Source organism: Bradyrhizobium sp. BTAi1, from assembly GCF_000015165.1.
Classification (GTDB): domain Bacteria; phylum Pseudomonadota; class Alphaproteobacteria; order Rhizobiales; family Xanthobacteraceae; genus Bradyrhizobium; species Bradyrhizobium denitrificans.
The window spans coordinates 1418221-1434780 of the sequence record NC_009485.1 but is presented as its reverse complement, the minus strand read 5'-3'; the positions used below and the strand labels follow the sequence as shown (position 1 = coordinate 1434780).

The 16560-nt window shown below is 65.1% G+C and carries 21 protein-coding genes; 10 read left to right on the top strand and 11 right to left on the bottom strand.

The window, feature by feature from the left end:
• Positions 1–13 precede the first annotated feature (13 nt).
• The 6 genes from BBTA_RS06370 to BBTA_RS06350 all read left to right on the top strand — a co-directional run bounded on the left by BBTA_RS06370 (position 14) and on the right by BBTA_RS06350 (position 4997).
• Complete coding sequence (locus tag BBTA_RS06370; RefSeq protein ID WP_012041627.1) at positions 14–274, top strand: hypothetical protein; 261 nt, start codon at positions 14–16, stop codon at positions 272–274.
• A gap of 676 nt (positions 275–950) precedes the next feature.
• Positions 951–2093, top strand: coding sequence for a type III PLP-dependent enzyme (locus tag BBTA_RS06365; RefSeq protein WP_012041626.1), 1143 nt, complete (start codon positions 951–953; stop codon positions 2091–2093).
• Between the two features lie 193 nt (positions 2094–2286).
• Positions 2287–2880: a GNAT family N-acetyltransferase gene (locus BBTA_RS06360; protein WP_012041625.1), complete on the top strand. Its 594-nt coding sequence runs from the start codon at positions 2287–2289 to the stop codon at positions 2878–2880.
• Positions 2868–3029 carry a hypothetical protein gene (locus tag BBTA_RS40650; RefSeq protein WP_168167873.1) on the top strand — a complete coding sequence of 54 codons (162 nt, stop codon included), beginning with the start codon at positions 2868–2870 and terminating at the stop codon, positions 3027–3029. The genes BBTA_RS06360 and BBTA_RS40650 overlap by 13 nt, the downstream gene beginning before the upstream one ends.
• 96 nt (positions 3030–3125) lie before the next feature.
• Positions 3126–3515 carry a RidA family protein gene (locus tag BBTA_RS06355; RefSeq protein WP_012041624.1) on the top strand — a complete coding sequence of 130 codons (390 nt, stop codon included), beginning with the start codon at positions 3126–3128 and terminating at the stop codon, positions 3513–3515.
• 57 nt (positions 3516–3572) lie between these two features.
• A complete protein-coding gene (locus BBTA_RS06350; RefSeq protein WP_012041623.1) occupies positions 3573–4997 on the top strand; it encodes a homospermidine synthase in 1425 nt (474 codons plus the stop codon).
• Positions 4998–5153: 156 nt separating this feature from the next.
• Here BBTA_RS06350 and BBTA_RS06345 read toward each other — a convergent pair whose 3' ends face one another.
• The 9 genes from BBTA_RS06345 to BBTA_RS06305 form a co-directional block, all read right to left on the bottom strand.
• Positions 5154–5462 (bottom strand): hypothetical protein, encoded by a 309-nt coding sequence (locus BBTA_RS06345; RefSeq protein WP_012041622.1) that lies wholly within the window; start codon positions 5460–5462, stop codon positions 5154–5156.
• Between the two features lie 84 nt (positions 5463–5546).
• Complete coding sequence (locus BBTA_RS06340) at positions 5547–6566, bottom strand: WD40 repeat domain-containing protein (RefSeq protein ID WP_012041621.1); 1020 nt, start codon at positions 6564–6566, stop codon at positions 5547–5549.
• On the bottom strand, positions 6566–7603 hold the full coding sequence (locus tag BBTA_RS06335; protein WP_012041620.1) for a GTP-binding protein: 1038 nt from the start codon (positions 7601–7603) through the stop codon (positions 6566–6568). Before BBTA_RS06335 ends, BBTA_RS06340 begins: the two co-directional genes overlap by 1 nt.
• 85 nt (positions 7604–7688) lie before the next feature.
• Positions 7689–8564 carry a metal ABC transporter substrate-binding protein gene (locus tag BBTA_RS06330; protein ID WP_012041619.1) on the bottom strand — a complete coding sequence of 292 codons (876 nt, stop codon included), beginning with the start codon at positions 8562–8564 and terminating at the stop codon, positions 7689–7691.
• Between the two features lie 11 nt (positions 8565–8575).
• Positions 8576–9445, bottom strand: coding sequence for a metal ABC transporter permease (locus tag BBTA_RS06325; protein WP_041750386.1), 870 nt, complete (start codon positions 9443–9445; stop codon positions 8576–8578).
• A complete protein-coding gene (locus BBTA_RS06320) occupies positions 9445–10197 on the bottom strand; it encodes a metal ABC transporter ATP-binding protein (RefSeq protein ID WP_012041617.1) in 753 nt (250 codons plus the stop codon). The genes BBTA_RS06325 and BBTA_RS06320 overlap by 1 nt, the downstream gene beginning before the upstream one ends.
• A gap of 2 nt (positions 10198–10199) precedes the next feature.
• Entirely contained in the window at positions 10200–10439 is a 240-nt protein-coding gene (locus BBTA_RS06315; RefSeq protein ID WP_012041616.1) for a hypothetical protein, read from the bottom strand.
• A gap of 66 nt (positions 10440–10505) precedes the next feature.
• Positions 10506–10892 carry a fluoride efflux transporter CrcB gene (gene crcB / locus BBTA_RS06310; protein ID WP_012041615.1) on the bottom strand — a complete coding sequence of 129 codons (387 nt, stop codon included), beginning with the start codon at positions 10890–10892 and terminating at the stop codon, positions 10506–10508.
• A gap of 195 nt (positions 10893–11087) precedes the next feature.
• Complete coding sequence (locus BBTA_RS06305) at positions 11088–11687, bottom strand: superoxide dismutase (protein ID WP_012041614.1); 600 nt, start codon at positions 11685–11687, stop codon at positions 11088–11090.
• A gap of 105 nt (positions 11688–11792) precedes the next feature.
• Here BBTA_RS06305 and BBTA_RS06300 point away from each other — a divergent pair, with 105 nt between their 5' ends.
• A complete protein-coding gene (locus BBTA_RS06300) occupies positions 11793–12326 on the top strand; it encodes a GNAT family N-acetyltransferase (protein WP_012041613.1) in 534 nt (177 codons plus the stop codon).
• A 157-nt stretch (positions 12327–12483) separates the two neighbouring features.
• The gene (locus tag BBTA_RS06295; RefSeq protein ID WP_041750385.1) at positions 12484–12918 is read left to right on the top strand and encodes a DUF2147 domain-containing protein; all 435 of its coding nucleotides are present in this window, start codon (positions 12484–12486) and stop codon (positions 12916–12918) included.
• A 106-nt stretch (positions 12919–13024) separates the two neighbouring features.
• Here BBTA_RS06295 and BBTA_RS06290 read toward each other — a convergent pair whose 3' ends face one another.
• Positions 13025–14176 (bottom strand): DUF3095 domain-containing protein, encoded by a 1152-nt coding sequence (locus BBTA_RS06290; RefSeq protein WP_012041611.1) that lies wholly within the window; start codon positions 14174–14176, stop codon positions 13025–13027.
• A gap of 148 nt (positions 14177–14324) precedes the next feature.
• Between BBTA_RS06290 and BBTA_RS06285 the strand changes: the two genes are divergently transcribed.
• Positions 14325–15128: an RMD1 family protein gene (locus tag BBTA_RS06285; protein ID WP_012041610.1), complete on the top strand. Its 804-nt coding sequence runs from the start codon at positions 14325–14327 to the stop codon at positions 15126–15128.
• A gap of 176 nt (positions 15129–15304) precedes the next feature.
• Here BBTA_RS06285 and BBTA_RS06280 read toward each other — a convergent pair whose 3' ends face one another.
• Positions 15305–16021 (bottom strand): MgtC/SapB family protein, encoded by a 717-nt coding sequence (locus BBTA_RS06280; RefSeq protein ID WP_012041609.1) that lies wholly within the window; start codon positions 16019–16021, stop codon positions 15305–15307.
• Between the two features lie 149 nt (positions 16022–16170).
• Between BBTA_RS06280 and BBTA_RS06275 the strand changes: the two genes are divergently transcribed.
• Positions 16171–16560, top strand: coding sequence for a hypothetical protein (locus tag BBTA_RS06275; RefSeq protein ID WP_041750384.1), 390 nt, complete (start codon positions 16171–16173; stop codon positions 16558–16560).

Below are 16560 nucleotides of genomic sequence, written 5' to 3'. Positions count from 1 at the left end.
AGGACCCTGGACCATGAGCGCAGAGACCACTTCCAAAGCCGGCCGCCAGATCGCCTGGCAGAGCGTGATCACCGTCATCTCGGCGGCGATCCTGATCGGCGCCGAAGTGTTCGGTGCGGCTTTCGCTGGCGGCTGGGCGCTCGCGATTCTGTTCGGGCTCGGCGACACCGGCGCGCACATTCTGCAGGCGCTTCTGTTCGCCATCGGCGTGTTCGTGATGATCGGCTTCATCCGCGGTGCACAGCGCATCGAGCCCTTCACGAAGCGCGCGTGAGTTGCACGAAACCCCTGTCCTGCAAGCGTGAACGCGTTACGAAAGTTTAAGCTCGCTTAACGCGCGTTCAGCAATCGGCCCTGCGTCCGTGTCGCGTAAGCACACATTAGGGAAATCTATCCCGACGCTGAAAAATTCCTTGCGAACGAAATTCAAAACGCTTATTTCCGCTTCTGCCCAATTTCGCACGTGCCTGTGGTCGTGTGTCAGTCGGTAGGTATCCGGACAAGAGGCCGGACAGCCGCCAAGGGATGAGGAACCGAGGGGCCCTCGGATCGTTGCGATCAAGATCAGTTCGATCGAGATTGTCATGCTCCAAGAGCCCAGCATCTCTCTCAAGAGATGCCGCTGAAGGTCACCTCCTCTTTTGCAACCGTGACTGGCAGCCGGAGGCGAACCGGCGCACCCCGCTCTCAACGGGGGACGCGACTTAAAGCAACGACGGATCGGGCTTTTTTGGTCTCTACCGGCAGTCCAACGCCGGCGCGGGCTACTGAAAAGGCTTGTCCTTCATTGCCAGGTGTGCGGGCGGGAAATTCCCAACCAATCCACGGCAGCACAATTCGGCTACGGGTTCGAGGTTTTGTCGCCTTTCCATCGGGCGGCAGGGCCAAGGCACCCGTGTCGGGATCATTTTGAACGGGCCACGTCGCAAACGGGCCGTTTGGAGGGTGCTATGACCGAACGTATCCGGGAATTCCTGCGCAACCGCCGCGAGGAAGGTCTGGACCACGAGCCCTGTCTCGTCGTCGATCTCGATGTCGTGCGCGACAACTACATGAACTTCGCCAAGGCGCTGCCGGACAGCCGTGTGTTCTACGCGGTCAAGGCCAACCCGGCGCCGGAAGTGCTGTCGCTGCTCGCCTCGCTCGGCTCCTCCTTCGACACGGCGACCGTTGCCGAGATCGAGATGGCGCTGGCCGCGGGCGCGACGCCGGACCGCATCTCCTATGGCAACACCATCAAGAAGGAGCGGGATATCGCGCGCGCCTATGCGCTCGGCATTCGGCTGTTCGCGGTCGACTGCGCCGCCGAGGTGGAGAAGATTTCGCGCGCCGCGCCGGGCGCGAAGGTGTTCTGCCGCATCCTGTACGATTGCGCCGGCGCCGAGTGGCCGCTGTCGCGCAAGTTCGGCTGCGATCCGGAGATGGCGGTCGAGGTGCTGGACCTGGCGAAGCGCCTGGGCCTGGAGCCGTGCGGCATCTCGTTCCATGTCGGCTCGCAGCAGCGCAAGGTGAAGGCGTGGGACCGCGCGCTGGCGATGGCCTCGACGGTGTTCCGCGACTGCGCCGAACGCGGCATCAATCTCTCGATGGTCAACATGGGCGGGGGCTTCCCGACCAAGTACCTGAAGGACGTGCCGCCGGTCGTGCAGTACGGCCGTTCGATCTTCCGTGCGCTGCGCAAGCATTTCGGCAACCAGATCCCGGAGACGATCATCGAGCCGGGCCGCGGCATGGTCGGCAATGCTGGGATTATCGAGTCGGAAGTGGTGCTGATCTCGAGGAAGAGCGACGAGGACGAGCTGCGCTGGGTCTATCTCGACATCGGCAAGTTCGGCGGTCTCGCCGAGACGATGGACGAGTCGATCCGCTACGCCATCCGCACCCCGCATGACGGCGCGGACATGACCCCGTGCGTGCTCGCCGGCCCGACCTGCGATTCGGCCGACGTGATGTACGAGAAGCTGCCGTATCCGCTGCCGGTGACGCTCTCGATCGGTGACAAGGTGCTGATCGAAGGGACCGGTGCCTATACGTCGACCTACTCGTCGGTGGCCTTCAACGGCATCCCCCCGCTGAAGACCTATCACATCTGATCTGGTCACATCTGATCTGGCTGCCTTCGCCACCCGCGCGCGGGTGAGACGAAGCGAGCTTCGGGCGGGCTTCCCCCACCCCGACCCTCCCCCGCAAGCGGGGGAGGGAGCGAGAGATCATCACCTTCAACCTGACATCACGTGCTTGCGCGCGGGCTCACGCCCGGCGGCGCGGGCTGGGGACTGACGTACCATGACCGCTTTTCGCTCTCCGACGACTGCGCCGAATCGGGCTGCCGCTGCGTTCGTGATCCGCAGCGAGCGTGCCTCCGACGTCGCGGCGCGCGAGGCGCTGCTGGATGCCTGTTTTGGCGACAACCGCCATGAGCGCACCTGCCAGCGCCTGCGCGACGGACGCGCGCCCGCAGCAGGCCTCGCTTTGTCGGCGATGCGCGGCGGCGTCCTGGTGGGAACGCTGCGGTTGTGGCACGTCAGCGCCGGCGGACGCGATGCGCTGATGCTCGGGCCGCTGGCGGTGGCGGCCGAGGCGCGCAGCCTGGGCGTCGGCGCGGCGCTGATGAACGCCGCGCTGATGATCGCGGCCTCACGCGGCCATGGCGCCGTGGTCCTGCTCGGCGATGCGCCCTACTACGCCCGCTTCGGCTTCGACGCGGCCAAGGCGGCCGAGCTCGAATTGCCCGGCGCGTTCGAGCGCGCCCGCCTGCTCGGCCTCGAACTGGTCGAGGGTGCGTTGGACGGCGCGGTCGGCATGATCGTCGCCACCGGAGTTCCTGAGCGGAAAGCCCGCCGCAGCCGCAAGGAGCGGCTGGTCCCATGCGCGGCGTGACCGCCCGCGACGGGCGGGCGCCGCGGCGGCGGACGATGTTGCCGACGATCGTCCTGATCCTGCTCGGGATCATGATCGTCCGCGACATCGTGGTGCGACGCTGGTCCAGCAGTCCCCCCGCCGGACCGGACGTCACCCGGCTGCGTTAGGCATTCCGGCAACGGCCGCCCGGCCCGCCCCGCCAGGGGTTGCGCAGGTGCAGCAAAAGCTCTTAAACCCCGACAAATTCCCCCACGAGGTCCGCCATGTCCCGTCGTCTGATCTCTACCGGATCACCGTTCGAGAAGACCGCCGGCTACAGCCGCGCGGTGGTCGATGGCGACTTCGCCTTCGTCGCCGGCACCACCGGTTATGACTACAGCACGATGACGATGCCGGCCGATGTCACGAGCCAGTCACGCAACTGCTTCAAGACCATCGCGGCCGCCTTGCAGGAGGCCGGATTCGAGATGGCCGACATCGTCCGCGCGACTTACTACCTGACCGACGTCAATGATGCCGATGCCCATTTCGCGGTCTGCGGCGAGGTCCTCGGCGACATCCGGCCGGCCGCCACGATGGTGGTCGTCGCAGCGCTGCTGAAGCCGGAGATGAAGGTCGAGATCGAAATCACCGCCAAACGGCGCAGCAGCTGACGGCGGCGCGCCGCCTGAATCCATCCATCCTACGCACCTTCCGCGGAGAAACCATTCATGAGCTCGCAGATCCACGCGAAGATCACCGGCCCCATCGTGATGATCGGCTTCGGCTCGATCGGCAAGGGCACCCTGCCCCTGATCGAACGCCATTTCGAGTACGACAAGAGCCGGTTCGTCATCATCGATCCGCATGACGACGGCGCGCTGGCGAAGCAGCACGGCGTGCGCTTCATCCAGCAGGGCGTGACGCGCGACAATTACCGCGAGCTGCTGGTGCCACTGCTGACAGCAGGCGGCGGCCAGGGCTTCTGCGTCAACCTCTCGGTCGACACCTCCTCGGTCGACATCATGACCCTGTGCCGCGAGATCGGCGCGCTCTATATCGACACCGTCGTCGAGCCGTGGGCCGGCTTCTATTTCGACAAGCAGATGGGCGTCGAGCAGCGCTCCAACTACGCGCTGCGCGAGACGCTGCTCGCCGCGCGCCGCAAGAGCCCGGGCGGCACCACTGCCGTCTCGACCTGCGGCGCCAATCCCGGCATGGTGTCCTGGTTCGTCAAGCAGGCGCTGCTCGATATCGCCAAGGATACCAAGACCGAGATCGTCGAGCCGAAGAGCCGCGAGGGCTGGGCGCAGCTGATGCACAAGCTCGGCGTCAAGGGCATCCACATCGCCGAGCGCGACACCCAGCGCTCCAAGAACCCGAAGCCGATGGACGTGTTCGTCAACACCTGGTCGGTCGAGGGCTTCGTCTCCGAGGGCATGCAGCCGGCCGAGCTCGGCTGGGGCACGCATGAAAAGTGGATGCCGGACAACGGCCGCTGCCACACCGAGGGCTGTGGCGCAGCCATCTATCTGTTGCAGCCGGGCGCCAACACCCGCGTCCGCTCCTGGTGCCCGACGCCGGGCGCGCAATATGGCTTCCTGGTCACCCACAACGAGTCGATCTCGATCGCCGACTATTACACCGTGCGCGACGGCGACAAGGTGGTGTACCGGCCGACCTGCCATTACGCCTATCACCCGGCCAATGACGCGGTGCTGTCGCTGCACGAGATCTTCGGCGCCACCGGCAAGATGCAGCAGAAGTGGCACATCCTCGACGAGAACGAGATCGTCGACGGCATCGACGAGCTCGGCGTGCTGCTCTATGGCCATGGCAAGAACGCCTATTGGTACGGCTCGCAGCTGTCGATCGAGGAAACCCGCCGCATCGCGCCGTACCAGAACGCGACCGGCCTGCAGGTGTCGTCAGCCGTGCTCGCGGGCATGGTGTGGGCGCTGGAAAATCCGACCGCCGGCATCGTCGAAGCCGACGAGATGGACTTCCGCCGCTGCCTCGAGATCCAGACGCCCTATCTCGGGCCGGTGAAGGGCTACTACACGGACTGGACCCCGCTGAACGACCGCCCCGGCCTGTTCCCGGAAGACATCGACACTTCGGATCCGTGGCAGTTCCGGAACATCCTGGTGCGGTGACTTAGTCTAAGGCCACACCCTTTACTCATGGCCGGGCTTGACCCGGCCATCCACGAGGCCGCGCAGAAGCAGGACGTGGATGCCCTGGGTCAAGCCCGGGCATGACGACGTTGAGGTCGAGGACGACCTGTCGAGCACTCATCTCGCAGCGGCCAACTACTTCCGCTCCATCGTCGGCGCGACCTTCTCCGCTGGCGCGGGCGGCAGCGCAGGCTTGGCGCCTTCCTTTTGCACTTCGACATCGGGGCGCGCGGGCTCTGGCGCCGGCGTGGTCGGGCGCGTGCCGCCGGGCTTGGACTCGGCCGGTGTCGCCGAGGGTTCAGGCGTCGCCTGGGCCATCTGGTCGAGATGATAGGCCTTGATCTCAGTCAGGGAGATGATCGCCACGACCGCGCCCAGGCCGAGCAGGCCGGCTGCGAGCAGCAGGTCTCTGCGCAACGTCCGTTTGCTGTTGATCGGGGCCATCTTCTGTCCTCCGCACCCTATGATGCGGGGAACAACGGCCAGAGCGGAGCGGGGTTCCGTTGGGGCCTGCGCCCCAATGCCCCATCAGAGTCGCAGCAATCCGGCTTCGCCGCTCTCGTCGGAGAACGCCAGCCAGGTTCCGGCCGCATTCCAGCCCAGCGCCGCGATCGGCGGCGTCTCGTTCCGCCGCACCAGGATCTCGGCACCGTCCTGCATTCGCACCATCAGCACGGTGCCGTCCTCATAGCCGCAGGCGAGAATGTCCTGCTTGGGATGACACGCGACCGCGGTGACCTTGGCCTTCATCGGCGCCAGCATCGCCGGCTCCTTGCCCATCGGGCCGTCCTTGCCGACGAACGGCCACAGGATGACCACGTCGGCCCCGGAGGTCGCGAGAAAGCGGCCGCCGCTGCCCCAGGACATCGACTTCACCCGCGACGGATAGCCGGTCATGCGCATATGGCGGCTGTCCGCGAGCCGCCAGCCATGCAGTGCCGGCTCGTGCATCGCCGTGACCAGGAATTTGTTGTCGGGGCTGAAGGTGACCGCATGATGCGAGCCGGCCCAGCCGAGAAATTCCGGCTCGCCCGCCATGTTGGGAAACCACAGCGTGGCACCGTTGTAATGCGCGATCGCGAGCCGCAGCCCCTTCGGCGCGAAGGCCAACCCGCCCGCGGTCGAGGGCACCTCGAGTGACTTCTCCTCGCCCTTCGGCGCACGCACGAACGCGGTCTTGCCGACCGACCAGGCGATCGCGCCATCGGGATGAACCGCGACATTGTCGATCCAGCGACGCTTCGGATCGGTGGCGAGCACGCTCACGGTGCCGGCCTTGTCGAGCGCGGTGACTTTGCCGTCATCGCCGCCGATCAGGATGCGCGATCCATCCGACACCGCCGACAGGATGCCGCCGCCTGTGACGTCGACCTTGCTGATCTCGCCCTCGGCGTCGACGACGGCGACAGTCTCCTCGGTGCCGACGAAGGCGGCGCGATCGCCGAGATAATGCACGGCCGTCACGGCCATGCCGAGCGAGACCGGCTTCACCTTGTCGGTGACGGACACGATGGATGCGGCCTCGCCGCCCTGATCGAACGAGCTCATCAGGATACGATGCAGCGCTCGAAGCCTTCGCGGATGGCGTCTTCCGGCAGCTCACGGCCGATGAAGACGACACGGCTCTGGCGGACCTCGTCCGGCTTCCACTTCCGCTGATGATCGCCTTCCAGCATCATGTGCACGCCCTGGAAGACGTAGCGGTCGTCATCGTCCTGGAACGCCAGGATGCCCTTGGAGCGCAGGATCTTGCCGCCCTCGATCTGCACCAGGTTCTGCAGCCAGGGCATGAATTTCGACGGATCGAGCGGCTTGTCGGAGCGCAGCGACAGCGACTGCATCTCCTCATCATGATAGTGCTTCAGGCCGTGATCATGATGGTGGTGATGATCATGGCCGTGGTCGTGATCATGGTGATGATCGTGATCGTCGCCGGCGTTGAGGAATTCCGGCTCGATCTCGAGGATGCGGTCGAGATCGAACGCGCCGCGCTCCAGCACGTCCGAGATCGCGATCTGGCAGCGCTCGGTGCGATGCAGCCTTGCATAGGGGTTGATGGCGCGGATGCGCGCCTCGACCTCTGCCAACTCCGGCTTGGTGACGAGGTCGGTCTTGTTGAGCACGATGACGTCGGCGAAGGCGATCTGGTTCTTGGCCTCGGGCGCATCCTTGAGCCGGTCCGACAGCCATTTCGCATCGGCGACCGTCACGACAGCATCAAGCCGCGCGTTCTTCTGCACGTCCTCGTCGACGAAGAAGGTCTGCGCGACCGGCGCCGGATCGGCGAGGCCCGTGGTCTCGACGATGATGGCGTCGAACTTGCCCTTGCGCCGCATCAGGCCCGAGATGATGCGCACGAGATCGCCGCGCACGGTGCAGCAGATGCAGCCATTGTTCATCTCGAACACTTCCTCGTCGGCGCCGACGATGAGGTCGTTGTCGATGCCGATCTCGCCAAATTCGTTGACGATGACGGCGTATTTCTTGCCGTGGTCTTCCGAGAGGATGCGGTTCAAAAGCGTGGTCTTGCCGGCCCCGAGATAGCCGGTCAGGACCGTCACTGGAATCTTGCTCGCGTCGGACATGCTCACTCCGAAAACTAAGATCGCCGTCGAATGGATCGCCGCCGAAAATGGCTTATGACGCGCTGCCCGGAGGGCCCCAACGGGCCTAGCGGCCCAGCGCGCTCGTCAGGGCCCTTATATTGTGCCTGACCATGGCAATGTAAGTGGGTGCAGGGCCGTTTTCCTCGCTCAGAGCATCTGAATACAGCGTGCCGCCGATCTTCGCCCCGGTCTCGGCGGCAATGCGGCCGACCAGCCGGTCATCGTTGAAATTCTCCAGGAAGACCGCCGGAATCTTGTCCTTCCTGACCTGGACGATGATCTCTGCCACGTCGCGGGCGGAGGGCTCGGTCTCGGTGGAGACGCCCAGCGGGGCGATGAACTGGATGCCGTAGGCGTCGGCGAAATAGCCGAAGGCGTCGTGCGTGGAGATCACCTTGCGCCGCTCCGGCGGGATCTTGCCGATTTCGGCGCGCACCTCCTGGTCGAGGGCGTCGAGTTCGGCCAGGTAACGCTCGGCATTGGCCTGGAACACGGCGGCATCGGCCGGATCGGCGGCAACCAGGGCGTCGCGAATATTCCGAACATAGACCCTGGCATTGCCGACCGACTGCCAGGCATGCGGATCGGCGTCCGCGCCGCGCTTGCGCGGGGTGATGCCCTGTGTGGCCACGATGATCGGCGCCTTGCTGCCGGAGGCCTGCTGCAGGCGCGGCAGCCAGCCTTCGAGACCGAGCCCGTTGACGATCAGAAGCCGCGCGGCGCCGACGTCCTTCGCATCATGAGGCGTCGGCGTATAGACATGAGCGTCGCTGTCCGGCCCGACCAGCGACGTCACGCTGATCCTGTCGCCGCCGACCCGGCGGGCGAAGTCGGCCAGGATCGAAAAGCTGGTGACGACGTTCGGCCGCGTCTGTGCTGATGCGGGGACGCTGGGCAACAGAGCGAGGAACAGGCTGAGGGCTGGCAACAGGCGCTTCATGGCGATGAACTTCAGGCTTCGAGGTGACGTCCCGGAAACAGCTGCGGAAGCACGCCGCCCACGCGTCCAAACAGCACCGAGCCGAGATAGAGGAGCGACGCGACCAGGATGATCGCAGGCCCCGAGGGAATGCGGGTCTGGAACGACAGCACCAGCCCGATATAGCCGGACACGATCGCCGAGGCGACCGCGATGCAGATCATCGGCGTGACGTCGCGTGACCAGAACCGCGCAATGCCGGCCGGCAGGATCATCAGGCCGACCGCGAGCAGGGTGCCGAGGGCCTGAAAGCCGTTGACGAGATTGACCACGATCAGGCCGAGAAAGATCAGATGCGCTGGCGCGCCGGCCCGGCTCACCGTGCGCAGAAACAAGGGATCGACGCTCTCGATCACCAGCGGGCGATAGATCACGGCGAGCACGAGCAGAGTGATCGTGGCATTGCCCGCCACCATCAACAGCGTCGGATCGTCCATCGCCAGGATATTGCCGAACAAGACGTGCAGCAGGTCGATATTGGTGCCCTTGACGGACACGATGGTGACGCCGATCGCCAGCGAGGCGAGATAGAAGGTCGCCAGCGACGCATCCTCCTTGAGCCCGGTCGAGCGCGACACCAGGCCCGACAGCAGCGCCACGGCAAAGCCGGCGATCAGGCCGCCGGTGGTCATCGCGAACAGATTGAGCCCGGACAGCAGAAAGCCGATGGCCGCGCCCGGCAGGATCGCATGCGCCATGGCGTCACCGACCAGGCTCATGCGCCGGAGCATCAGGAACACACCGATCGGGCCGGAGCCGAGCGACAGCGCAATGACGGCGGCCAGCGCGCGGCGCATGAACTCGAAATCCGAGAACGGATCGATCAGGGCCTGCCGGATCATCAGGCCGCCCGCGCGGAGCGCTGCTGCGGCTGACAGGTCGCCGCAGTATCGTCGAAGGCCTCGCACATCCGGCGCGCCTGCAGGAGATTGTCGGCGGTCAGCACCTCGGCCGTCGGCCCCCAGGCCACCGCCTCGCGCGCCAGCAGCAGGGTCTGCGGGAAATGCGCGCGCACCATGTCCATGTCATGCAGCGCCGCCAGCACCGTGCGCTGCTCGCCATGCCAATGCTCGATCAACCGCAGCAGATCCGCTGATGTCTTGGAATCCATCGCGTTGAACGGCTCATCAAGGACAATCACGCGGGCGTCCTGCAGCAGCACGCGCGCGAACAGCACCCGCTGCATCTGTCCCCCTGAGAGCGTACCGATGCCGCGGCTCTCGAAGCCAGTGAGGCCGACCGCAGCGATCGCCTGCGCGATCTTCTGGCGCGCTGCGGCGCCGATCCCGCCGAAAATGCCGGTGGTGCGCCACAGCCCGGTGCTGACGAAATCGAACACCGAAATCGGAAAGCTGCGATCGATGTCGGCGATCTGCGGCAGATAGGCGATCTCGCGCGGCTTCAGACCGGCGATGGTGCCGGCCAGCGGCTTCAACAGTCCGACAATACCGCGAAACAGGGTTGATTTGCCGGCACCGTTGGGTCCGACGACCGCGAGCAGCGCGCCCGGCGCGACGTCGCCGGACAGATGGTGCACGGCCGGGTGGCGGTCATAGCCCAAAGTGAGATCGCGAAACTGCAGCTGAGCCATCATCGTCACCGCATCGCCAGCCAGACGATCACCCACAGCACGGCGCTGGCTGCCAGCGCGGCACCAAACCGGGTGGTCACGGGCATGCGCAGGATCGACCAGACCGCAGGCTGCGCCGGGTGCGGCGCGGCCGGGCCATGGCTGTGCACATGGCTGTGTCCAGAGGCGCCGTGTCCCGAGACGCCATGCAGATGGGCGCCGGGCAGGTCGGGATGGCCGTGGCTATGGATGGCGGGCTGGGTCATGTCGTTATAATGTTACATTATAACATCATGACTGTCCATCGCACCCGCGCTGGCCGGTGCCCTCGATCAGGTCAGGTAGCGCACCAGGGCCAACCCGGCGAACAGGCCGGCAATCGAGATGCCGACCGATCCGAGGACATACAGCGCGGCCAGCCCCAGCGCGCCCCGCTCGTAGAGCAGCGCGGTGTCGAGCGAGAAGGCCGAAAAGGTTGTGTAGCCGCCGAGGATGCCGGTCATCAGGAACAGCCGCCAGTGCTGGGTCGCGCTGCCCTTGAAGGTCAGATAGCCGGCGATCAGGCCCATCACGATCGAGCCGCTGATGTTGATGATGAACGTGCCATAGGGGAAATCGGTACCGAGTGCCCTGGCGCTCGCCATGTTGATCGCGTGCCGCAGCGAGGCGCCACAACCACCGCCGAAGAAAACGAGGACATATCCGAACAGCTGATTCACGAGACCTTACCTGCATCGCATCGAGAGAAGAGATGCCCTGCTCTCGCCGCCATTGGAGCAAAATTTTCGCCGCACGGGCTTTTCCATGGCATCACCCGCGCAAATGCGCCAGTCACAAACAGACGCGCCCGTCACGTCGATCACAAAAAAGGGCGGCCACCGCAGCAGCCGCCCTCGCACGCAGATCACGATCGATCAAACGGCCTTGCTGTAGAGCTCTTCGACATATTCCCAGTTGATGAGATTCTCGACGAAGGCCTTCAGGTAGTCGGGGCGGCGATTGCGGTAGTCGATGTAATAGGAATGCTCCCAGACATCGACACCGAGGATCGGGGTCGCACCATAGACCAGCGGATTTTCGCCGTTGGCGGTCTTGGAGATTTCCAGCTTGCCGTTCTTGACCGAGAGCCAGGCCCAGCCCGAACCGAACTGGCCGACGCCGGCAGCGATGAAGTCCGCCTTGAACTTCTCGTAGCCGCCGAGATCCTCGTCGATCTTCTTTTCCAGCGCGCCCGGCAGCTTGGTTCCGCCACCATTCGGCTTCAGCCACGACCAGAAGTGAATGTGATTGAAGTGCTGGCCGGCATTGTTGAACACCGCGGGGTTCTTGCCGAACGATCCCTTGACGATCTCCTCGAGGGACTTGCCTTCGAATTCAGTCCCCTTGATCGCATTGTTGCCGTTGGTCACATAGGCTTGGTGATGCTTGTCGTGGTGGTACTCCAGCGTCTCCTTGGACATGTAGGGGCCGAGGGCTTCATAGGCATAAGGCAGGGGGGGAAGCGTAAATGTCATGGGTCGGTTCCGCAACTTGTGGGAAGACGGGATTTAACGGGACCTCCTTATAGAAGGTTCCGAAGCCGTAAAACACCGTGAATTTGGAAAAAGCGAGCCGCTTTCATGAGCATCGAAATCGACATATTGAATGGCGACGCCGCCTGGCCGCAAGTCAAACCGCTTTATGATGCGATCTGGCCGCCCGAGGTGGTCGCCGGATTACCCTGGGCCGGTATCACATTTGCGCATGCCGACCTGCGCGTTCTGGTGCAGGACGAGACCGGTGAGGTCGTCGGCCATGCCGGCCTCTATCGCCGCGTCGTGACGTGGAATGGACAGAAGATCAATGTCGGCGGCATCGGCGGCGTGTTGACGCGCGCGGACCGGCGCAATCAGGGGTTGGCCACCGTGGCGCTGAACGCCGCCATACAGACCTTCCGCCATGAGGACTCCATCAATTTCGCCATCCTGTTCTGCGCGGAAGATCGGATTCCGTCCTACGCGTCGCGAGGCTTCACGCCGTTCACGGGCGACGTGTATGTCGAGCAGCCGCAGCGCGGTCGCGTCCGCTTCGATGCGCTGTCAGCGCTCGTTCACGACATCAAGCGCAGCGCACCAACCCGCGGCACGCTCGACCTGCAGGGATTGCCGTGGTGACAGCCACGGGCACCGGCCGCCGAGACGTTTGAACAAGAGATTGAGACGGCACGCTGCCGCCCACCCGATCGTGATGAGGCGCCGTTGGACAACAAGCTCCCGGCGATTGCATCGCCTAAGTTTGCTGCTAAGGAATTCCGTCTCATCGGGGGTTCAGATGACTTACAAACTGCGTTTAACAGCTCTTGTCTTTGTTGCGCTGGGAGTCGCGCAGCCGGCCATGGCGGCGGACGATCCGACCGGCACCTGGCTGACGCAGGCAGGCGACGCCAAGATCAAGGTGACGAAATGCGGCGCCGAGCTGTGCGGGACCGTGATCTGGCTCAAGCAGCCGATGGACACCGACACCGGCAAGCCGGCCGTCGACAACAAGAATCCGAATCGCGCGCTTGCCAACCGGCCGATCATCGGCCTGCAGCTGTTCGAGGGCATTCGTCCGGACGGGCCCAACAAATGGTCGGGCAGGATCTACAACGCCGATGACGGCCAGAGCTACAACAGTCACATCTCGGTCTCCGGGCCGGAGACGTTGAAGGTCGAAGGCTGCGTGGGTGCGCTGTGTGGCGCCGAGACCTGGACCCGCGCGCGCTAGATGCATGATCCGGAAAGGTGGAAACCGGTTCCGGAGAGATGATGCTTAAACTGCGGGCTGAGAGCAAAATGCGCTTCCGCGCAATCGGCATCATGCTCTCCCCGCCTCAGGCCACCGCAGCCTTGAGCGCGGTCGCCGCCGACGCGTAACCGCCCTGTGCGCCGTCGATGAAGTGGACGTGATCGGGGCGGATCGCCGACGGCGTGAAGCAGGTCATCATCGCCGCGTCCTGCCGATGAAGACCGTAGCGGACGATGCCTTGCGCCGCCGCGTCGCTCAGGCGCCGCTCCAGCTCCTGCGCAAGCTCCTCCGTGCAGTCGAGGATCATCCGCAGCGCGTCGTCGTATTTTCGAAAATCGGAATTCTCCACCACCTGTTGGGTGTAGAGGCGCGGCACAAAGCCACCGATGCTGATTCCGAAACGGATGACGGCATAGACGAACAGCGTGCGCCCGATCACGCGCACCCAGCGCGCGAACAGCGGTCCGCCGCGCGCCGCCCGCACCTCGTAGCCCAGTCCCTGCGGCGGCCATTGCAGGACCGGCCCACCGGCGGGCACGGGCCGCCCGGCATCAGGGCTGCGTTCCGTCAGCGCAATGATATCCTCGATAACCTTACGATAAGCTTGCGTGTCCGCCCCCGCGGCCGGCAGCACCAGCACAGAGAGAATCAGCCCCCGCGACGACGGCATCAGCTCGAAGCGGCAGGACAAACCCGACAGATCAGGCTGGGTGCCGGGGGGCGCCGGCGTCACGGCGAATGCGCCGCGCTTCATGGCCGCCTCCGCCCAGCCCAGCCCGCCCCCTGCGAACATCGCGTAGGACAGATTGGCCGACGGTCCATAACGCGCCACGGACACGTCGCTCCCCTGTGCGCGAATCTCCCGCACGGGAACCAGGGCAATGCGCATCGACAGGCCGAGATCTTCCCGGACCCAGGTGGCGGTGGCGGCCAGCGCCTCGCGCGCCGCCGTGACGTCGGCCGGCCCGACCGCGAAGCTCGCACCGTCACCTCCGAACACGAACGGGAATTCACGCCCTTCGAGCGCATTGGTCACGGCTGCGATGACCGCCGCTCCCGCCATGTTGACGGCCTTGTATCGCCCCTCGGCGATCGCCTTGGTGGAGTCGACAATATCGGCTGTGCCGATCATCCAGTCGTCGGGCAGCGGCTTGTAGAGTTGCGGCTCCATCAGCCGCGAAAAACCGCGAAACACCGGGATCGAGGCGTAGTAGTCCGCCGTGCTGGTTTGCGACATCGAGGGGTCATCCATCCGGATCGCGCCTTCAATGCGGAGCTACGACCGGCGCTGTCAAGCGGGTTCAACGACGGATGCGCGGGCGAGCGGAACGTCGAAGCTGCGCCGCGTTATCGATCCGTCGGTATTGGCGTGCTAGCCTCTCGCCATGATCGCCGATCCCCATGCCATCCCCCAACTCGCCGCCCGCGCGCTGCAGATCGCGGACCGCATCAACACCGCTGGTTTCGAAGGCCAGGTCCTGTCGGCGACGCCTCTGGCGGTGCGCATCGGCGAGACCGGAGTCGCGGTGGTCTTCCGCTATGGCGTTGTCGTCTTCATCGGCCTGTCGGTCGCCGACGAGCTCAACTTCCTCGACCGGCTGAGCGGCCGCTTGTTCGGACCGATCGCTCCCCCCGAGGAAGAGACCGCCAAGGTCCAGGTCGCGGGCGAATCCGAGGAGCCGATCCCGGTCGGCGGGCCGATCCTGGTCAAGGAATTGTCGCTCGAACGGCTCCTGATCGTCGCCGATGCGCTTGCCAAAAGCGTGGTGCTCGGCCGCAGCGAGCGCGAGATCGCCAACGTGTTCGATACGATCGAACCCTTTGCGCGCGAGCTCGCGGCACTGGGGCGCACGTCGAAGAGCCGGGTGGCCATGCTCAAGCTGCTCGGCGCGGCGCTGCTGGTGCAGCATCGCGTGTCCGGCCGCGTGGCCGTTGGCGAGAAGCCGGACGTGCTGTGGGACCGGCCCGACCTCGAGCGGCTGTATGCGCGGCTCGAGGACGAGTATGAGCTGAAGGAGCGCGAGGAGACGCTGAACCGCAAGCTCGCCGTGATCGCCGAGACCGCGACGGCGCTGGCCGACATCATCGATACCAAGCGCTCGCTGCGGCTCGAGATCATCGTCGTCATCCTGATCGCCTGCGAGATCGTGCTCGGCTTCTACGAGATCTTCGCCCGCTCCGGGCATTGATCAGCGTCGGCCCGTCGCGGCTCGGCGCATTCAGCTCGGGTTCACCCAGCGGATGGAACAATCCATCATGCTCAGTGACGAGCATCGGGAGCGGAGAAGATGACGAGGGCGCGCCGTCGCCATTGGCACAGGGCCGAGCAACAGGCCAGGCAGCAGGCCTGCCGCCAGCCGTCTCATCACTCCAGCGCACTGACGTTCCAGGTCGCATGACGTACGCCGGGCAGCCTCGACAACTCAGCCGTCACGCGGTCGAGTTCGGCCGTCTCGGCGGCAAGCGGGACCAGCGTGGCGGTGATCTCCACGATGTCGTCGGACCGGTATGCGACCTCGGTCTCCCGCACCGGATATTTGGCGGCTTCCAACCGCTCGTCGAGCGCCTCACGCAGCTCCGCCACATGCAGGATGTCGGTGGTGACGACAAGCTCGTACTGGGCCTCGGACGTGGCCGCGTTCAGCGGAATGCGGTCGATGGCATTCACCAGCGGCCTGAGCAGGGTGTTGCCTGCCAGCACGAACAGCGTCAGCGCCACCGACTGCGCGACCAGATCCGCGCCGGCACAGGCGCCCACCGCAGCAGATGCCCACAAGGTCGCCGCGGTGTTCAAGCCGCGGACATTCATGCCCTCCTTCATGATGGTGCCGGCGCCGAGAAAGCCGATGCCCGACACCACATAGGCAATGATCCGGACCGCGCCGTCCGCGCCGGTCAGCCGGTTGCCGAGATCGACGAAGGCGGCCGCTCCGACCGCGACCAGCACGTTGGTGCGCAGGCCCGCGCTCCGCTGCCGAAATTGCCGCTCGGCACCGATCAGCGTGCCCAGCACGAAGGCGGTGAAGAGGCTCACGAGCGTGTCGAAGAAATCATAGAGCTGAAAGGTGTTCAGGAATCGCATGGGCAACCGGTTGTGTTTGTGTCACGCTCGAGAGGCTGCCGAAGGACGGCAACGCGGGATCGCGGCCGGACCGCCGCGGCGAGGCCGTTTTCTTAGGCCGTCCTTGATCGAAATCAAATCCCATTCCCTCCAGTGTAATTTAGGCTGATATGATCAACAGGCAGATGACGCCATTGTCCGACACGCGAAGGGATCACAGTCCCGCCGTCCGGCTGGGACATGATGCGGTGAGCGCGGTCAGGCTCTCTCAAGAGCTCACCGCAGACATCGATGTCTGGGCCGAGACACACCAGACCACGCGCTCCGATGCCATCAGCCAACTGGTGACGATCGGGCTGCATGCATCCCGACCGACAGCCATGTCGGAGACCAAGGTGCAAGATCCGCTGGCGATCGAGCAGAATGCGATCCGGCTGATCGACCAGATGCTCGACCCCAGCCTGCCGGCCGACGAGCGCGAGCGGCGGATACGCCGGCTGATCGAGGGGCCGGCAGAGTTTGCCGGCGAGCGGATCGACCTGCCAAAACATCCCGGATGA